At 34.7% G+C, this 19,326-nt stretch carries 17 protein-coding genes; 6 read left to right on the forward strand and 11 right to left on the reverse strand.

Annotation, left to right across the window (positions count from 1 at the left end):
- Nucleotides 1-136 precede the first annotated feature (136 nt).
- Nucleotides 137-1,102: a carbohydrate kinase family protein gene (locus NSQ89_RS16635; protein WP_047942293.1), complete on the reverse strand. Its 966-nt coding sequence runs from the start codon at nucleotides 1,100-1,102 to the stop codon at nucleotides 137-139.
- A 266-nt stretch (nucleotides 1,103-1,368) separates the two neighbouring features.
- Here NSQ89_RS16635 and NSQ89_RS16640 point away from each other — a divergent pair, with 266 nt between their 5' ends.
- Nucleotides 1,369-2,208 (forward strand): undecaprenyl-diphosphate phosphatase, encoded by an 840-nt coding sequence (locus NSQ89_RS16640; RefSeq protein WP_047942294.1) that lies wholly within the window; start codon nucleotides 1,369-1,371, stop codon nucleotides 2,206-2,208.
- Between the two features lie 56 nt (nucleotides 2,209-2,264).
- Here the strand turns inward: NSQ89_RS16640 and NSQ89_RS16645 are convergent, their stop codons facing one another.
- From NSQ89_RS16645 to NSQ89_RS16655, 3 genes are all read right to left on the reverse strand, one after another.
- Complete coding sequence (locus NSQ89_RS16645) at nucleotides 2,265-3,293, reverse strand: AI-2E family transporter (RefSeq protein ID WP_047942295.1); 1,029 nt, start codon at nucleotides 3,291-3,293, stop codon at nucleotides 2,265-2,267.
- 244 nt (nucleotides 3,294-3,537) lie between these two features.
- On the reverse strand, nucleotides 3,538-6,663 hold the full coding sequence (locus NSQ89_RS16650) for an MMPL family transporter (protein WP_047942296.1): 3,126 nt from the start codon (nucleotides 6,661-6,663) through the stop codon (nucleotides 3,538-3,540).
- 26 nt (nucleotides 6,664-6,689) lie between these two features.
- Nucleotides 6,690-7,139, reverse strand: a complete 450-nt coding sequence (locus tag NSQ89_RS16655) for a MarR family winged helix-turn-helix transcriptional regulator (protein WP_082138327.1) — start codon at nucleotides 7,137-7,139, stop codon at nucleotides 6,690-6,692.
- A 177-nt stretch (nucleotides 7,140-7,316) separates the two neighbouring features.
- Here NSQ89_RS16655 and NSQ89_RS16660 point away from each other — a divergent pair, with 177 nt between their 5' ends.
- Nucleotides 7,317-7,715, forward strand: a complete 399-nt coding sequence (locus NSQ89_RS16660) for a hotdog fold thioesterase (protein WP_082138328.1) — start codon at nucleotides 7,317-7,319, stop codon at nucleotides 7,713-7,715.
- Nucleotides 7,716-8,116: 401 nt separating this feature from the next.
- On the opposite strand, the gene NSQ89_RS16665 is transcribed toward NSQ89_RS16660, so the two are convergent.
- The 3 genes from NSQ89_RS16665 to NSQ89_RS16675 form a co-directional block, all read right to left on the reverse strand.
- The gene (locus tag NSQ89_RS16665; protein ID WP_095259298.1) at nucleotides 8,117-9,781 is read right to left on the reverse strand and encodes a glycoside hydrolase family 13 protein; all 1,665 of its coding nucleotides are present in this window, start codon (nucleotides 9,779-9,781) and stop codon (nucleotides 8,117-8,119) included.
- A 57-nt stretch (nucleotides 9,782-9,838) separates the two neighbouring features.
- Complete coding sequence (locus tag NSQ89_RS16670; protein ID WP_047942299.1) at nucleotides 9,839-10,864, reverse strand: LacI family DNA-binding transcriptional regulator; 1,026 nt, start codon at nucleotides 10,862-10,864, stop codon at nucleotides 9,839-9,841.
- A 262-nt stretch (nucleotides 10,865-11,126) separates the two neighbouring features.
- Nucleotides 11,127-11,501, reverse strand: a complete 375-nt coding sequence (locus NSQ89_RS16675) for a winged helix-turn-helix transcriptional regulator (protein ID WP_047942300.1) — start codon at nucleotides 11,499-11,501, stop codon at nucleotides 11,127-11,129.
- A 178-nt stretch (nucleotides 11,502-11,679) separates the two neighbouring features.
- Here NSQ89_RS16675 and hxlA point away from each other — a divergent pair, with 178 nt between their 5' ends.
- Together hxlA and hxlB are read left to right on the forward strand one after the other, a co-directional pair.
- A complete protein-coding gene (hxlA, locus tag NSQ89_RS16680; RefSeq protein ID WP_341132932.1) occupies nucleotides 11,680-12,312 on the forward strand; it encodes a 3-hexulose-6-phosphate synthase in 633 nt (210 codons plus the stop codon).
- 4 nt (nucleotides 12,313-12,316) lie between these two features.
- Nucleotides 12,317-12,874, forward strand: coding sequence for a 6-phospho-3-hexuloisomerase (gene hxlB / locus NSQ89_RS16685; protein WP_095259297.1), 558 nt, complete (start codon nucleotides 12,317-12,319; stop codon nucleotides 12,872-12,874).
- 55 nt (nucleotides 12,875-12,929) lie between these two features.
- On the opposite strand, the gene NSQ89_RS16690 is transcribed toward hxlB, so the two are convergent.
- Nucleotides 12,930-13,832, reverse strand: a complete 903-nt coding sequence (locus tag NSQ89_RS16690) for a hypothetical protein (protein ID WP_047942304.1) — start codon at nucleotides 13,830-13,832, stop codon at nucleotides 12,930-12,932.
- A 236-nt stretch (nucleotides 13,833-14,068) separates the two neighbouring features.
- Nucleotides 14,069-14,647: a class D sortase gene (locus NSQ89_RS16695; RefSeq protein WP_047942305.1), complete on the reverse strand. Its 579-nt coding sequence runs from the start codon at nucleotides 14,645-14,647 to the stop codon at nucleotides 14,069-14,071.
- A 367-nt stretch (nucleotides 14,648-15,014) separates the two neighbouring features.
- Between NSQ89_RS16695 and NSQ89_RS16700 the strand changes: the two genes are divergently transcribed.
- A complete protein-coding gene (locus tag NSQ89_RS16700; RefSeq protein ID WP_047942306.1) occupies nucleotides 15,015-15,716 on the forward strand; it encodes a YoaK family protein in 702 nt (233 codons plus the stop codon).
- A 47-nt stretch (nucleotides 15,717-15,763) separates the two neighbouring features.
- Here NSQ89_RS16700 and abc-f read toward each other — a convergent pair whose 3' ends face one another.
- Both abc-f and NSQ89_RS16710 read right to left on the reverse strand, forming a co-directional pair.
- Complete coding sequence (gene abc-f / locus NSQ89_RS16705; protein WP_095258651.1) at nucleotides 15,764-17,650, reverse strand: ribosomal protection-like ABC-F family protein; 1,887 nt, start codon at nucleotides 17,648-17,650, stop codon at nucleotides 15,764-15,766.
- Nucleotides 17,651-17,936: 286 nt separating this feature from the next.
- Entirely contained in the window at nucleotides 17,937-18,074 is a 138-nt protein-coding gene (locus NSQ89_RS16710) for an RAxF-45 family protein (RefSeq protein ID WP_162837580.1), read from the reverse strand.
- A gap of 218 nt (nucleotides 18,075-18,292) precedes the next feature.
- Between NSQ89_RS16710 and NSQ89_RS16715 the strand changes: the two genes are divergently transcribed.
- The gene (locus NSQ89_RS16715) at nucleotides 18,293-19,270 is read left to right on the forward strand and encodes a LacI family DNA-binding transcriptional regulator (RefSeq protein ID WP_176473299.1); all 978 of its coding nucleotides are present in this window, start codon (nucleotides 18,293-18,295) and stop codon (nucleotides 19,268-19,270) included.
- Nucleotides 19,271-19,326 lie beyond the last annotated feature (56 nt).

Genomic DNA, 19,326 nt, shown 5'->3' on the forward strand with positions numbered 1-19,326 from the left:
GACTTAAAAAGGTTACAAAAAAAAGCATACTTACTTAGATATATAATAATTCTCTATAAGTAAGTATGCTTGATAGAAAAAAGCATGCCTTTTTCCAGTTTTCAAATTCAACGCAATATCTATGCAATCCTATCTCCTATACTTCGTTTTCACAGGGCAATGGTGATTCAGCTCTTCCCATAATCATTTGATAATCTGGAAGAATCGGCAAGGAACCAGCCTTTGTAGCTACTATTGCCCCCAACCGATTAGCTTGATCCATATAAGACTCCATCTCTTTTTTGCAAGCTGGAAATCCCTTTTTATAAATACATGCAAGAATCGTTGCCATAAACGCATCGCCTGAACCATTCGTATCTATTGCCTTTACCACCTTTCCAGCCATTTGGACTTTTTCTTCGTATAATAGTCCAATTGCCCCCTTTTCGCCCAAAGTAATTAGCTTGAGAGGTATTTGGAACTTCTCCAAATTTGCTAAGCCCTTCTCTACCGATTGAACCTCTAATAGAAAGAGAAGTTCTTCTTTTGACATTTTTAGAATATCTACAAAAGACAAAAATTCCATCATCACTTGTCTACATTCCTCTTCATTTTTCCATCTTTTAATCCGAATATTTGCATCAAAAGCAATGAATAAGCCTTTTTCCTTTGCGATTTCAATCGCCTTCTTTGTCGCTGCTCTTGCACTTGGATGAAAGAGTGTCCCAGAACCAAAATAAAAGATTGATTTATTTTCAAAAGATGATTCCTTAAGATCTGATTCTAATACAACTTCATTTGGCGTTTCATTTTCATATTTATGAAAATATCTTTCTCCAGATGCATCTAAATGGACATATACTTTCGATATTTTCTTGGTTGGTGTACGAATGCTGTCTTCAAGATTTATTTTTTCTTTTAACATTTCCTTTTCGACAAATTGGCTATCTTCTCCGCTTCCTAGTTTTGTAAGATAAAAACTAGGAATAGTAAATCTACTGATATGTACAGCAACGTTCACAGAAGCTCCCCCTAAACTTCTTTCAAAACAATTATTATCACTCGATCGTGAAACATAATCGATAAACGCATCGCCAAGAGACAGGATTCCTTTTCGTTCCATTTCATGATTCTTCCTCTCTATCTTTTTCTATCTTTCTAGTATATCTTCTTTTATTTCTTTCGCTAATATTAATTAGTGAAACTTCTGTATTTCTTTCTGCGTTATACTTTATGTGTTTTTATACCGAAAAATGGAATAGGAAACCAAGTCTAATTTAATATTCAATATAGCATTCAGCTTTTGCTAAATTTTTGATATGATAGATAGGCGTATGCTTTCGAGTAAGAATATAATTTTGAAATGAATGGATAAATAGGAGTGAAAAAATGTTGGATAAGTTATGGGATTTGATAGTGGCCTTTATTTTGGGCATAGTAGAAGGTTTGACGGAATTTGCACCTGTATCATCAACTGGACATATGATACTAGTCGATGATTTATGGTTAAAGTCAGGGGAGATTTTTTCACCTGAAGTAGCTAATACCTTTAAAGTTGTTATTCAATTAGGGTCGATTTTGGCAGTAGTAATTATCTTTAAAGATCGTTTCTTAAATATTCTTGGTTTGAAAAAAACAATTAATGGTGAAAAAGTAGTCGGACATAAATTAAGCTTAGTACAAGTTCTTATTGGGTTAATTCCAGCTGGTGTTTTAGGACTTCTTTTTGATGATTACATAGATGAACATCTATTTAATTTTGAAACAGTTGCATATGCTTTAATTGTGGGTGCAGTCCTAATGATTATCGCAGACTTTACGCAAAAGAAGAAGAAACCAACCACAACTTCTTTGGATCAAATTACAAATAAGCAAGCATTTTTCATTGGTTTATTTCAATGTATCGCCCTATGGCCAGGCTTTTCAAGATCTGGATCAACGATATCTGGCGGTGTACTTATGGGGCTAAGCCACCGGGTAGCAGCTGACTTTACCTTTATCATGGCAGTACCAATTATGGCTGGTGCAAGCTTTATCTCTTTACTAAATAATTGGGAATACATTACATCTGCTGCTCTCCCATTCTTTATCGTTGGATTTATCAGTGCATTTATTTTCGCATTAATTTCTATACGCTTCTTTTTAAAGCTAATCGATCGAATTAAATTAACACCATTTGCGATCTATCGTATTGTGCTTGCTATCATTATCATTGTTGTGTTTATTTAATAATATTTATAAAGAAAAAGTCATCTCCCCGGAGATGACTTTTTCTTTATACCCACTTATTTTTCTATTATGGATTCTTTTCGTTGTTTTTCACTCTTCACTTCTAATATATCTAACAAGAATATAAAAATCGGAATACCTACAATTAATCCCCATACTCCAAAGAAGTGTTCGGAAAATATTAAAACAATGAATGTGAAAAAAACTGGTAAATCGGTCTTAGAAGACATTAGTTTAGGATTTAATATATATGCTTCAAGCGCATGAATTACAACAATTAAGATAACAATTGAAATGACATGTGTTATTCCTCCGACCGTATAACCGATAATACATAATGGAATAAAGGAAATAATAACCCCGGCAACTGGTATTAAACCCAGTAAGAAAATCATAATACCTAATCCAAATAATTGAGGAAAGCCTAAGAAATACAAGGAAGTTGTCGTTAACACACAATTAATAATGGCAATAATAAATTGTGCTTCTATTACTTTTCCAAAGGTTGCTACAAATTTTTTACAGAAATATTTACATTCAAAGTAAATTGGTGCTATTTTACTAGTATGAAAACGAGTAGCAAACAACCGTAATCTGTCTTTTTCTAACAAAAAGAATAGGCTTAATACTATCGCCATAAACACTTGAAGCAGATTTCCCCATATATTTGTAAAATACTTAAATATAAAGGTAAAGCCCTGATGTAAATAGGTCGTTACATTAAGATTATTTATTGTATTTACTATAAAATTCAAGACTGCATTGTCATGTGGCTGCATATAAAAGTCTGTGATTTGGATAACCAAAATCGAGATTTGCTGGATGACAACAGGTAAATAGGTGGAAATCCCATATATGAGCAAAAATAATACAGTAAAATATAGCAAAATAACCGCAATTGATCGCTTTATCGCAAATTTGCTTGTAAAAAACTGAACAAGTCGATCCATTAGGTAAGAAAATATAAAAGTAAATAAAATGAGATTTATCATACTACGTACAAAATAAAGGCTTAAACCAATTAAAAACAAAATTAAAAATCTTTTTACTGCTTTTTTTTGAAAAAAATGAAGCAACATCTCCATGCAAAAGACTCCTGACGATTTAAAATACCTAACTACTATAAAATATCTTTTCTTTATCCTTTATTATCAATCCAAAAATGAAAAATAACAAGAAAAAACGTTTTTTTTCACAGATTAATTTCAATTCCATTATCTAGGAAAAATTTCATTTAATCCGATTTCCTTCATCCACTTACAACAACATCATAGCCTATATGAAAAGGAAGGCTTTAAGTATATACCCTAAATGCCTTCCTCTTGCTTATTAATCCTTTATTCGTTTAAATGGCCACCAGTTTGCTTCTCCAAAATTCTTTACTAGAACAGGTATAAGCAATGGCAAAATGATAAATGCATATAGGAATAATCCAACTAATACAATGCTTGCTATCTGTAATAGGGATAACATTCCTGATGGCATCATCGCTGCAAATGTTCCACCTAAGATGATAGCTGCAGAAATGATGACTGTCCCCATCTTCTTCATCGCTTCTAACATCGCATCTTTTATCGTTAAATTCTTATATTCATTAAATCGATCCATAAGGAAAATACTATAATCCACACCTAAAGCTACTAAAATAACAAATCCAAAGAATGGTACTGCCCAACTGATCCCAGAATAGCCCAGCAGATTCACGTAGATTGCCTCATTTATTCCAAGCGTTGTATAGAATGTTAAAATTAACGATCCAATAATATAAGCCGGCATAATGATTGACCGGAATAAAAAGATTAAAACAATCGAAATCCCAATCATCATCCAAATAACAGTATTTGTATAATCAGCATTGGACATAGTGCGAAGATCTGCATTGGTACTAGTAATCCCGGAAACAGCAATTTCCGCATTTTCAAGCTTGGTTCCTTTTGTTATTTGATCAACTCTATCTTTTATCCTATCAATTTGATCAATTGCTTCATTTGAATATGGATTGTCTGAGAATACAACGTCAAATGTCATGATTTTGCGATTTGGAGATAGGTACGTATCTAATGCCCCTTTAAATTCATCACTCGCTAATACTTCATCTGGAATATAGAAACTGTTTGTTTCGTTTTTAGATAATCCAGATAAATAATCCGTAGCAGAACCTAAACCTTCAGAAACTTGATCTAATCCTTCAGCACTTTGTGTTAATCCGTCCGTTAATTGGCCAAGCTGACCACCTATATCACTAAACCCATCTAGTAATTGCTTCTGTCCCTCATTAATACTACTTAATCCATTCGTTAATTTAGGCATATTGTTCACAATCTGCCCTTGGCCATCTGCTAATTGGTCTAATCCTTGTTGCTGTTGATCGATACCAGCAATTAATTGCTCCAGTCCAGCCGAAATATTTGCTTGATTTTTTAATATTTCTGCATAGCCTGCATTCGCTTTACTCATTCCTGTTTGTAATTTAGCTAACCCTGTATTTAATTGATCGATACCAGCATTAATTGCGGGTAATTGTTGTTGTGCTCCTAAAAATCCTGCTTTAATTCCTATATATGCTGGGTTATCAGCTAATCCAGCATATGTCCCTTCTAAAGAACCAAACGATTCTTTTGGTACTTTATTTAGCCCCTGTGCCAATTGCTCTAAACCTGAATTAATTTTTTGATATTCCCCGAGAATAGCAGATAGACCTTTCTCTGCCTCTTTATATCCAGTTTGTAATTTATTATGCTCATTCAACAGTGCTTCTGCCCCTGTTTTTGCCTGTTGTAATCCTGACTTTATTTGATCAGAACCAGCAGAACCTTGGCGAATACCTTGTTCAATTTTTTCTAAGTTAGACTGAATTTCTCCCAAACCAGATTTCACATCATTTGTTCCTTTAATGAGCCCATTAATCCCATCTGCTGCGTCATTCAACTGTGGTCCTGATTTTTGCAGTTCATCTCCGGCACTGTGAAGCCCCTCACTTATTTGATCAATTCCTTCTTTTCCTTGGCCCAAACCTTCTTCTAAGGTTTTCGCTTGATTAGAAATATAAAGATCTTCAATGGAGTCTCCCATTGGTCTCGTTACAGACCGAACTCTATCCACCAAATCTACTTTAGCTAATTCATTCGTAATTGTATCTGCTAAAGATAAATACTCTATTGTATCTAATTGGTCATCATTTTTTAAAATTACGGTTGTTGTCATGGACTCGCCTGGTCCAAAGCTGTCCGCAATTGCATTAAATGCTTTTATCGATGAATAATCATCCCCAATTTCTTCTAAAGAATTAAAAGAAATATCACCATCATAGGTAACAAGGAAGGGAACACAAATACATGCTACAACCAATAAGGATAGCAGCGGTCTTTTTATAGAGAAATTACCCGCCACTTCCCAAATCTTGCTGTCTCCATGCTCTGCCGACCCTTTAGATGGCCAGAATAATTTCTTCCCTAATAACAGCATAAAAATTGGTACAACCGTAAATAAGGCGATAAGTAAAATAGCTACCCCCACTGCTACGGCAGAAGCAGATTGATAAAGCACAAATTTAGAAAATCCTATCGCAGCAAACCCAATCATTACCGCAATACCGCTAAAAAAGACTGTTCTTCCCGCATTTTTGTACGTTTCGACTATCGATTCCCAAATACTTTCCCGATGCATCATTTCCTCTTTAAACCTACTTAATAGTAGAATACAATAATCCGTCCCTATTCCAAAGAGAACAGCAACCAAGAAAATTTGTGTATACGTGGAAAGTGGGAAATTAAATTGATCTACTAGAATAGACACAATAGATTGGGATGCTAAGTATGTAAGTCCTACTGTAATTAAAGGAATAAATGGCGCAATTACAGATCTAAAAACAATTAACAATACAGCCAGAATGAAGACAACTGTGATTCCTTCTGTCTTCTTTAATCCCTCTTGAGAACTATTTACCAAATCCTGATCAATCATCCAGTTGCTGGTATAATAGTGATCCACATCATATTTTTCAATTGTTTTATATAATGCGTCGCTGACCTCTTCCGCTTCTCTATCATTCCAACTAATAGTCAATGATGTGAGGATGGTTTTTCCATCATCTGAAACCAACTGGTCCTTTAATTCCTCCTTTTCAAACGAGGAAAGTATATCTGTAATTCCTAACTTTTTCTTATTGGCTTCTAATGCATCCACTGCTTTTTTCGCTTCCGCAATATCTTTTTCCGTCAACTTCTTATCATTATGAAAGACTAAAGCCACTGTTGACTGTTCCCCTGCATTTTTCTGATTCTGAATTTCATCAAGAATTTTTCCAGCCTCAGAAGAAGAGTATTCATCAGGTATAGTAATCTGTCCTTTTTCCTTCACTAAATCTCCCATATTTGGAGCTATTAAAAATAAACCGACTATAGCGATAATCCATGCTCCAAGAATAAACCATTTTCCCTTTAAAATAGCATTCAACTTTATTCCCCTCCAGCTTCTATTCTCTATTTTTCTTCAATTAATCTATCTAACTTGGCATACGTGTCTATAAAGTTTTGAATTTCAGTATGATCAAATTGCGAAATAACAGACACAATCACACTTTGAATTTTTTTCTCCATCTCGCCAAATATTACTTTTCCTGCTGAAGTTAAAGTTAAATAAATAACACGCCTATCCTTTTCATCTCTTGTTCTCTCAACCCATCCCTTTTCAACTAAGCGGTTGATGATAGGAGTAATGGCACTTTTTTTCACCCCAAACACAATCGCAAGCTCTGTAGATGTACATACTTCGACATTGTTGATATGGCGCATCGTAAAATGCTGTTCTGTTGTTAGAACATCTCCTATTTCCTGTCTAATTAACTGATCAAATTTACGATTAACAGAAAAATTTATACTTACATATCGATCAATAATCTGATTTATCTCTGTTCGATTAATAACATTCACCCCACATCTATTTAGTTAAAGGGTTTAACTATTAAACATTTTAACTTTATTTTTATTTTTATGTCAACACAAAATTTTCATGCCAAAAAGGGAGATATCAACAGCACTAGGATTGCAATAATTCCTCCTTTAATTGATTATGCTATAATAAGAAAAAAATTAATGGAGAATAAGAATATGTTTCCAAATATCTCAATAAAAAATACACTTATGGAAAGTCTAGGAATCAATATTGTTGAAGTTAAAAATGGGGTATGCATTGCGACAATGCCAGTAGATGAACGAACAAAACAACCTTTCGGCTATCTACACGGCGGGGCTTCCGTAGCTTTAGCGGAAACTGCTGCAAGCGTTGGAGCAGCTAGTCTAATTGATGCCAAAAAACAAGCGGTGTTTGGCCAAGAAATAAACGCAAACCACATTCGCTCGGTAAAAGAAGGAATTGTAACCGCAACTGCTACAGTTATTCATCAAGGAAAATCCAGTATGGTTTACGAAATTAAAGTAGAGAATGATAAAAAGGAATTAATATGTATCTCACGGTGTACGCTGGCAGTAATTTCTTTAGAGAGATAGTTTGTCTTTAAGGAATTTGGAGGAGAAATTTAATTTTAGTTGATATATTGGGAGGTTGGCTGATTCCTCCCTCCTTTTGGCTGATATTTCGGCACTTTGGCTGATTTCTCCCTCCTTTTGGCTGATATTTTTGCACTTTGGCTGATTCCTCCCTTCTTTTGGCTGATATTTCAGCACTTTGGCTGATTCCTCCCTTCTTTTGGCTGATATTTCAGCACTTTGGCTGATTCCCCTCTCCTTTTGGCTGATATTTCTGTTCTTTGGCTGATTTCCTCCTCCTTTTAGGTAATTTCTTCGATCTTTGTTCCCTATCCAGCACTTATTTTTTCAAATCAATACAAAAAGTGCATTTCAAAAATCAATTTGCTGATTTTTGAATGCACTTTTCTCTTAACTATCTCTTATTTACAAGTATACATTCTTGCTTCATATGGTTTCAATGAAATGGAAGTTGTTGGCTCATGTTCTTCAACTGAGTAATTTGCTAACAGTAAATTTTCATGCTCCAATTCGACGACACGATTTTCAAACACTGCCTCTTCTGCTGATAAATTAGAAATGATCACTATCTTTTTATCATCCAGGGTCCGAGTGTAGGCAAAAACCTGTTTATTCTCTTCATCCACTAAATCAAAGGTTCCATATGTTAAAATGGGACCAGATTTTTTCAAATCTATCATCTTCTTATAAAAATGATAGATAGAATCTGGATCTTGCTTTTGACTTTCCACATTGATATCTAAATAGTTTGGATTCATTCCCATCCAAGGCTTGTGTTCAGAAAAACCAGCATATTCATCACTAGACCATTGCATTGGGGTTCTGGAATTATCACGGCTAGTAGACCAAATAATCTCCATCACTTCCTTATGGCTAAATCCTTCTTCCCGTTTCAATTTATAAAGGTTTTTCGTTGCCACGTCATCATATTCCTCAATCGTTGGAAATTGAACATTCGTCATTCCTATTTCTTGACCTTGATAAATGAATGGAGTTCCTTGCATAAAGAAATACATCATCCCTAAAGCCTTGGCACTTTCTTTCCAATATTCCTTATCATTACCCCATGTGGAAACAGATCTTGCTTTGTCATGGTTTTCAATAAACAAAGCATTCCATCCCTTGTTTTCTAAACCTTTTTGCCATTTATTTAAAACCTGTTTCAATTCCATAACATCGACGCCATAATTTTTTTCGTTATCCCATAAATCTAAATGTTCAAATTGGAAAACCATATTAAATTTTCCCTTTGTTTCTCCAACCCATAGCTCTGCTTCTTCTACCTTTACACCATTGGCTTCTCCGACTGTCATAATATCATATTTTGCAAATGTCTCATTCTTTAACTCTTCTAAAAATGGTTGAATTCCTTCTACATTCATATGCTTATCAAAAGATGGGACATAGTCTAAGCCTAGTGGATTATCCATATCTTTTAATCCTTCTTCTTTTTTAATATGACTGATGGCGTCAATTCGGAAACCGTCAATACCTTTGTCAAGCCACCAATTAATCATATTGTATAGAGCTTTTCTTACTTCTTCATTTTCCCAATTTAAATCTGGCTGTCTTGTTGAAAAAATATGCATAAAATATTGTCCAGTTGTCTCATCCAGTTTCCAAGCAGAGCCTCCAAATATACTTTCCCAGTTATTCGGCTCTTTCCCATCTACTCCATCTCTCCAAATATACCAGTCTCTTTTCGGATTATTTAAGGAAGACCGAGATTCTACAAACCATTCATGCTCATCACTTGTATGATTAATTACTAAATCAATAATTAACTTCATTCCACGTTGATGTACTTCATATAGAAGCAAGTCAAAATCATCCATTGTTCCAAACTCATCCATAATATCTTGATAATCACTAATATCATAGCCATTATCATCATTTGGCGATTTATACATTGGACAAATCCAAATACAATCAATCCCAAGTTCTTTTAAATAATCTAATTTAGTTATAATTCCTTTTAAATCCCCTATTCCATCTCCATTTGAATCCATGAAACTTCTAGGATAAATCTGATAGGCTACTGCCTCTTTCCACCACTTTTGAGTCACTCTAATTTCTCCCTTTCTACATCTAATTTCTGTTTTATTACCACATTAAAGGTCGTTTTATTCCGCTACTCGACAACAAGAGTTTCTTTCCACCATTTTCGCAGGTACGGTAATTCGCTTAGTTACAGCATTAGGATACGTAATATCATCGAGTAAGCACTTGGTTGCTTCAACACCAAGCTGAAAAATATTAATATCCACACTTGTTAAAGAAGGCTTCATATACTTACCAGTTGAAATATTATTAAATGCAACAATGGATAAATCTTCTGGAATAGATATGGAAAGTTCCTCTGCATAGCTAATTAATTCAATGGCAATAAAATCATCGGAGACAACAAGCGCTGTCGGTCGGCTTTCCAAATTCAAAATCTCTGTAAGCTTCTCTTTTGTTCGATCCACTAATTCCTTATCATAAATGATTAACTCTTTTTGATAAGCAATTCCATTTTCCTTTAATGCTTGTTTAAAACCTTTCAAACGGTCAATCGTAAAAACCATTTCCATATTGGCTCCAATAAAGGCAATTTTCTGATGACCTAATTGAATTAAGTACTCGGTAATTTGTTTCGTAATAAACACATTATCGTTATCCACAAATGTAATTCTTTCAGCATTTTGATAGGGCCTCCCAATAACAGTAAAGGGAAATTTATTTTGTAAAAGATAATCCATAATTTTATCATTCGTTTTACTATATAATAGAATAATGCCATCTACCCTTTTCCCCTGGACCATCTCGATTACTTCCTGCAATATTTCCTCTTCTGATGCTCCGGTTGTTAAATAAATGCCAAACTGACTTTTTCTTGCCTCCAAACTAATACCTCTTAAAACTTCTGGAAAAAATGGGTTTTCTAGCACCCTTTCTGTCGAATGCGGCATAACAATTCCGATTGTTTTCGTGCTCTTAACTACTAAGCTTCTTGCTTGAAGGTTTGGATGATATCCTAATTCCTCCATTGCTTCCCGGACTTTGCGCTTTGTTTCATCACTTATTTTCGGATGATTCGCCAGTACCCTTGAAACAGTGGATGGAGAAACATTTGCTAATTTACCAACATCTTTAATGGTTACTGCCATACTTTCCCCTCCGTTATTTTTAGCACAATAATGGTAAACGCTATCATTTTATATTAAAAAAATTGTTCTATCATTCACCTTTTCGTGCAAACGATTGCACTAGCATATGTAGAATATACCATAGGAAGAGCTTTATATCAATAAAAAATATTAAAATGGTAGCCAAGATTTATATTCCCATTTCTATAATATAAGCACTGAGAGTCACTCTCTGTGCTTATACTGTCACATATCCTCTCGTTCATTATTTACTATCCTAACATTATTTGTCTATCGATTCTAATTCCTTTATCACAGGAGGACTTTCAAGTACCGTATCCATATAATTTCGTCCCCAGCTATACATAGCATCTAAAATAGGCATAAGCGATTTTCCTTCATCTGTTAAGGAATATTCTACTTTTGGAGGGACAACTGGATAAACAACTCGTTTTACAATATAGTCATTTTCTAACTCACGCAATTGGTTGACAAGCATACGCTGTGTAATTCCGGGAATTAAAGCTTTTAGTTCTCCAAAGCGCTTTGTTCCTTCCTTACCCAAATGCCAAAGAATTAACATTTTCCACTTTCCACCAATTATACTTAAGGTTAGTTCTTTCTCACAATTAAATTCTTTGCCTGCCATTCGTTCCATCATCATTCCTCTTTCCTTAATTGATACTTAGTATACTTTTAGACACTATATAAAAAAAAAGTGCGTACTTACTTAAATGGATTATAAAACGTATAATAACGGTTGTACAGAAATTAGACATATTTCCAGTATTCTGCGTGCAAGATAAAATGAAAAAAAAGAAAAGGAGTTAAACAAAATGAAATTACAATTAGCATTAGATTTAGTTAATATCCCACAAGCAATAGAGGTTGTTTCTCAGGTTGAACAATATGTTGATATCGTTGAGATTGGTACACCTGTAGTAATAAATGAAGGCCTTCACGCTGTTAAGCAAGTAAAAGAAGCTTTTCCTAATTTGTCTGTATTAGCGGACTTAAAAATTATGGATGCAGCTGGTTATGAAGTAATCCAAGCAGTTAATGCTGGTGCTGACCTTGTCACTATTTTAGCTGTTGCTGAAGACGAATCTATTAAAGGTGCAGTTGCTGAAGCGAAAAAGCTTGGCAAAGAAATTCTTGTCGATATGATCGCTGTTAAAGATATTAAAACACGCGCACAACAACTTGATGAGTTTGGTGTTGATTACATTTGTGTTCATACTGGCTATGACTTACAAGCAGTTGGCAAAAACTCTTTTGAAGATTTAAAAGCAATTAAGAGTGTTGTCAAAAAAGCGAAAACTGCTGTTGCAGGTGGCATAAAACTAGAAACATTGCCAGAAGTTATTGCTGCTCAACCAGATTTAGTTATTGTTGGTGGGGGAATTACTAGCCAAGAGAACTTAAGTGAAGCTGCTTCTAAATTTAAAGAACTAATTGCTCAAGGATAAGTAAATGAAAACAAGCGATTATCTTGACCAAGTCATTCAGGAATTAACGCAGGCAGGAGCACTTATTGCAAATGAGGACTTAGAAAAGCTTGTCGAGCGTATTCTGCAATCAAAAAAAGTTTTCGTTTATGGAGCTGGTCGTTCTGGATTTATGCTTAAATCATTTGCAATGCGAATGATGCACATGGGAATTGATGCTTACGTTATTGGAGAAACGGTTACTGCTACCTATGAAAAGGATGACCTTCTCATCGTAGGAACCGGTTCTGGCGAAACAAAAAGTATTCTAACCATAGTAGAAAAAGCAAAAAGTATTGGTGGGAATATTACAGTCCTAACTATTTCTCCTGATTCTACTGTTGGGAAACTGGCTGACCAAGTTATTAAAATGCCTGGTTCACCAAAAGATCGAGGTAATAAAGAAGCGAAAAGTATTCAACCAATGGGTTCCTTATTCGAACAGTTACTCCTTATCGTCTTGGATAGTGTGATTTTAAAATACATGGAAATAAAAGTATTGGATTCCAGTAAAATGTATGGGAAGCATGCTAATTTAGAATAGATTTTTCCTAAAATAGAAAAAGATAGACATATGCTTTATCTATCTTTTTCTTCTACTAATCAGAACCTCCACCACAGCTTGAACAGGAGCTATCAGAGGAGCAAGCGCTATCAGACGAACAGAATACCGACCCAGTTCCACAACTAGTGCAGCTTGCTGAACTATCACTACTCATTTTCATATAACTGGAAAATTCAGCGTAATGAAAATAAGAAACAGATAAGTAAGGAATAAGCATGGAATTGAATTTTTGTTCCCTTTTACTTTTTTTCATTTTGTCATAGATGGTACTTTTTTGATAATCTCTAACCTTCTTTACCGACTTTTTCATAGCGGTAATCAGCGCATAAACAGTAGTATGATATTTCGTGTCCGTTTTAAAATATCGATTTAATAAGTCGTCTTCAGCTAAGTTTTTAAAGTCTTCGATAATAGTTGGATGAACTGGATGTCGAAAAAATCCCTTATATAAATAGATATTCTCTTTTCTTATAAGAAAAAGCTCTGCATAAACCCAATCAAAGAATCCCCGTAGATCAGGATTAGATTTCCCCTTTACATTAGGACTGTGATGGAGAGTAGAGCCTAAGTATTTATGGGAGAAATCCTTATATTCTCGGGTAAACATGAGCATCTGATGCCATAATTCATCAACTTTCACGCTAAACATAGGAGATTCTTTTAAAAGAGAGGTTAAAACAAAATATCGTTTTAAATCAAGTAAGCGCCATTCATACTCATTTTCTCTTAACTTGTTCTCCCTCCTTACTCGTTCTTCTACATTTTCCATATAACTTCTAGTAAGAGAATGTTCTAGGTCTTCACTTAGTTTTTTTAACCCTTTAATTGGCTGAATCTCTAATACTTTAGGAGATACACCAAATTTAAAGGTGAGTCTTGTGCGCAGAAATAAAATAATCCAAACCATAATAGCGGTAAGTAGAAGCAGCCATGCCATCTCATCTCTCCCCTTCCATTTAGAAACATTATCTAATTTATAAAGCATAAATTAGATATTAATAATACGAATTTTATTATGTAAAGTTCCGCCTTTAATAATTTTTTTATGCATTTAAAATGTAGCAGATAAAAAATACACCACTAATAACTAAGTGGTGTACGTATTAAGATAATATGTGTAGATTCTTATCTGCTGTTACGAGTATTTTTTCATTTACAGAGTTGGTATAATCACTATATTCTTTTAGCATAAATAATATAACGCTGCGGTGCATTGCCTACAAAGCGAAATGGATAACATGTTGTCAGGATAAGTTCTTCTTGTGAATCATCTAGTGTAATAATCGATTGATCATCGGCCTCGACTATTTTAGTAGAAGTGATTTGATAAGAGAATTCCCCATATGGCAAAATAATTTTAAGCTCGTCTCCTATTTCTAATTCTCCTGCTCTCCTAAAAACCGTATCACGATGGCCCGATAAGACGATTTGTCCATTTTCATCTGGATAGAAGCTGCCTTTATAATGTCCGACCCCTTTTTCCAAATCATCTGGATCTGTCCCTTCCACAATTGGTAACTCCCCATCAATTTTGTCAATCTCTAATAGCCCAACAGCATCTCCAATAGATGGGACAAAACGTTTACTTTCTTTATCCACCCACTTTTCATTCCCCTTGTTAATGGCTGCCTTAGCTTCGGATAAAGAGTTCTCCGTTTGCGCTTTCGTATCCATTATATTCCAAACGCCATACCCAATAAAAAATACTCCGCCTATTATAAGCAGGAGGGATAACCATTTAGTCCACTTCATATCATCCTATGCCTTTCTTCATTAATTTATTAAAACAACTATTTCGTATTACGACCAGTATAATTTCTACTTTGATTAAATTGTAAGCTATTGTCACAGTATCTGGCAATAGCTTTCCTTCTCTACTTTTTGTTATTTGTACTCATTACAAACATACATGTTATTCACACGTACTTACTATCAAAAAAGTAGAAAAAAAATAATTGACATTTTTTACTTTGTTTAAAACAAAGAGAAAGCGTTTAATATATAAATCCATAAAAAATTCGGTTTTTATTCAAATCCTCCTGAAACGATTTATGTTAAGATAGTAATGTTTTTCCTTATAGCTTTCAGGAAAGAATTATCTCGCAAGGAGCGTAATACCATGATTGATAAATTAAAACCAATTCCCTCTTTATCTTCTAATTCTGTATTCTTAGCCGCTTTATTGGGAATGGTTGGCGGCTTTTTAGATGCGTATACCTTTATTAGCAGGGACGGCGTATTTGCCAATGCGCAAACAGGGAATATTGTTTTGTTTGCAGTGAACGCAGCGACTGGCGAATGGAGAGAATCCCTTCATTATATTCCACCGTTAATAGCTTTTATTTTAGGAGTCCTAGTCTCAGAAATTGTGAAGATTCCTTCTTTAAGAGAGATCTTATACAGCTATAGACGTTCGATTCTAATATTGGAATGTATTGTCTTAATTACCGTTGGCTTCTTGCCGGCATCTATACCAAACATTATTGTGACAACAAGTATTTCTTTTGTATCTTCCTTACAAATATCTACTTTTAATAAACTCGATAAATGGGCCTATAATTCTACTATGACTACTGGTAATTTACGAACTGCGACACAAGCGGCTTATGCTGCTTTTATCAAACAAAGTCAAGAGGCAAGAATCCAATTTAAAGAGTTTTCCCTTATAATTGGCTCTTTTATTTTCGGAGCGCTACTAGGAACGTTTACAACCACTCAATTTGGCAATAAAGCTATCTGGATATCTGCCATCATTTTAATTATTGCATTAGTTCTCTATCATAAAGATAAAGGATATATTCGTAAGCGTTGTGCACAATAATTAATGTAAAAAGGAGAAAGGCTGAGTCTTGGCAGCCTTTCTCCTTTTTATTTGCTATTCATAAGGGTATACAGTTCCTCCCATCTTCTTTCCAGCCTTTCCTTTTCCGATAAAAATTGCGCTAAGCTCTCCCATTCCGTCTCTGTTTCTATTCTTCTCTCTACTTCTGATATCTCCTTCTCCAATCCTTCCAGTTCATTTGCCAAATCCACTGGATTAACGGCAGATTCGGTTCTTTGTCTTTTCTTAATCGGCTGCATCCTCTTTTTCGATGTTATTGTTTCGTCTATAGGCACTTGTGTCCTTTTCCTTTCCTGTGACTTTTCTCGCGCATACGTATAATTTCCTTCATAACATTGAATCTCTTGTGACTCAATCCAATAAATCTTTCGAAAAAGCTTATTTAAAAAGTAGCGATCATGGGAAACAGCAAGAATAGTACCATCAAAATTCTCTAGAGCATCTTCCAATACTTCACGAGAATCAATATCTAAATGATTCGTTGGTTCATCTAATACAAGCAGATTAATTTCTTGATGCATCAGCTGTGCTAATCGCAGCCTCATTCTTTCTCCGCCGCTTAAATTGGCAGTCTTTCGAAAAACAGAATATCCATAAAAGAGAAATTGCGCTAAAATATGTCGAGCCTCCCCTTCTGTCACAGATACTTCATTTCGAAAAGCCTCGATAACTGTTTCTCCTTCCATTTCTGTTAAGGTATGCTGAGAAAGATAACCGATTTTAACATTACTACCGATCTTTATTTCTCCTTCATCTGCCTTGATTTGCTGAAGAATCATTTTTAATAAAGTTGATTTCCCTGTGCCATTCTCTCCAATAATAGCTGCCCTATCCTTGTAGCTAATCTTCATCTGTACATCTTGAAAGAGGATTTGCTCTCCAAATTTTTTGGAAACATTACGAAGTTGAATCACATCCTTGCCACTTCGATCACTTGATTCCATTTCAAAATTCATTTTCTTTCTATTCATATTTGGCCGAGACAATTTCTCCATTCTCTCTATAGCCCGTTCCATGTTTCGCGCACGCTTATGCAGTCCTTCATTAGGCGGGTTGGCACGATTGGCCCATTCACGCAAGCGTTTAATCGCTTCCCTCATTTTCTTGATTTTCTTTTGCTGCTCCTCGTAAGCTTGGAATTCTCTTAAAAGTCTTTCTTCCTTTTCCTTCGTAAAATTGGTGAAATTAGTATGATAGGTCGTTACTTCTCCATCCTCTAAATCGATGACTTTTTGAATTACTTCATCTAAAAAGTAGCGATCATGAGAAATAAGTAAAATGGTTCCACTATAATCTTGAAGAAATCTTCCTAGCCACTCCACTGCCATTAAATCTAAATGGTTCGTCGGCTCATCTAATAAAAGGAAATCTGGTTCTTCCAGAAGAATCATGGCTAAACCAATTTTAGTTCGTTCTCCTCCACTTAAATCTCCATATTTTTTGGTTACTAAATGTTGAATGTTTAACCCGTTTACAATCTTTTCAATTTTGGCATCCATCTCATATCCGCCAGCATTTGTAAAAAACTCTTGCAGTTTTCCATACTCCTCGATTAAAAGCTGTAATTGGCTTGGAGAATTGTCCTTCGCCATTTCCTGTTCCATCTGTTTCATCTTCTCTTCGATGATAACTAAATTTGAAAATGCTTGCTTTAAAACATCCTTTGCCATCCATTCTGGTTTATATTCTGGTATTTGCTCTAAATATCCAATTTTCATGCCCTTTTTCCAATGAATTTGCCCAGCATCTGGTGTTTCCTTCCCAGCTAGAAGCCTAAACAGGGTTGTCTTTCCACTTCCGTTTCTGCCAACAAGACCTATTTTTTCCTTCTCCTTGATCTCTATAGAAATATCTTCAAATATGGTATTTCCTCCATACATTTTCGCTATCTTATTTACGCTGCAAATAATCATTTTACCGCTCTCCTTTGTTATGATTATCTCTTTTCCCAACCTCTAAACGGACGATTCCAGTCCATTTAAAGCAACACAAAAAGCCATGGAAAACAACTTCTCCATGACTTATCTGTTATAGAAAAGACCTATCTTCTTTTCTATCCATATAACCCTCTACATCTATAACTATAAAAAATTTCCATGTACTTTTCTAAAGACTTTTGATTTTTATAAATCTATGCAAAAAGGAGCGCATGAAAATGCACTCCTTTTACCGTCCATTAGATGTGGGTAAGAGATGTTTTCACCGTTTTAATTTGCTATTTAGTTGTTTAAAAAAGGACACACTTATCCCGTTAACAACTACAATCGCAAATTTCGCACGGTTAATATAAAGACTTTCCATCATATAACCTTGCACTAAAACGGTTGAACTTAACATCCTTTCCCACCTCTTTTCTTTGTAAGATAAATTTATTATACCTTTATCAGGCATACTATACAAGAAAAATCAGTAAACTTCGAATCAAAATAATATTCACTAATTTATCAAGTTTCTTTCTATCGAAGAGGCCTTCTTGTTAAAAAGCAAAGCAGTGGATATAATAAAATGAAAACAACGTTGTTATTTTTATTTATGGATGAATCGGAGGGATGAAGATGAGTGTCACTATTAAAGATATAGCTAAAAGTGCTGGAGTAAGCTATTCCACCGTTTCAAAGGCACTTCGTGATAGTCCATTAGTAAAGAAACCTACGAAGGATCTCATTATGGCAGTTGCTAATGAATTAGGTTATCAACCCAATATTGCAGCTAGAAGCCTTGTTTCCAAAAAATCCTTTACTATTGGTGTTGTGTGGCCTACCATTGAACAAACCGTTCTCTCAAAGCTTATTACAACTATTAACAAGGAATTGGAGGAGCTTTCTTATACAACATTGATATCTATAAATGAAGTAGAGTCTGCTTTAAAAATCTTTAGCCGCTATCAAGTAGATGCCATACTAGTATTTGATTCTAGTCAATCCATCGTTTCTTCTTATTCAGATGTTCCTATTGTCATGCATGGACTAGCCAATAAGCAAACTCCTTATCCTGTTATTGATGTAAATCGCCAAAAAGCAACTTATCAAGCTGCGCAATATCTTTATAAGATGGGGCATCGTTACATTAGCTATATTGGAGATGTAGAAGGTGATAAACTGCAAAAAGAAAAGGTCAAGGGATTTGAACAGGCGATTTTAGAGTTGGAATTACCGACTTATTCTTTTCAAAAAATACGAGTGAATAATTTTGAACAATATGACGGCTATGAGGCTGCTAAGCAATTACTAACTTTAGCCAAACGGCCAACTGCCATTCTTACAGGGAGCTATGACCTTGCGCGCGGTGCTCTTCAAGCTATTTATGAATCTAACTTATCCATACCAAATGATATTTCTATAATTAGTTATGATAACTTTCCAGCACTAGAGCATTTTGATATACCCCTATCAACAGTCGGAGTTCCACTAGACAAAATTAGTGAAAAAACAATTGAAATATTGATGAAAGTGATTAACGACGAAGAAGTAGAAACTAAAATTTTTATGGAACCAGAATTAAAAATTACAAATTCCTGCACAAAAATCTCCTAGATAATAAAAGGAAACTTCTATGAAAATAGAAATTTCCTCCTGTCAAACTAACACTC

This window comes from Niallia sp. FSL R7-0648 (assembly GCF_038007005.1).
Classification (GTDB): domain Bacteria; phylum Bacillota; class Bacilli; order Bacillales; family Cytobacillaceae; genus Niallia; species Niallia circulans.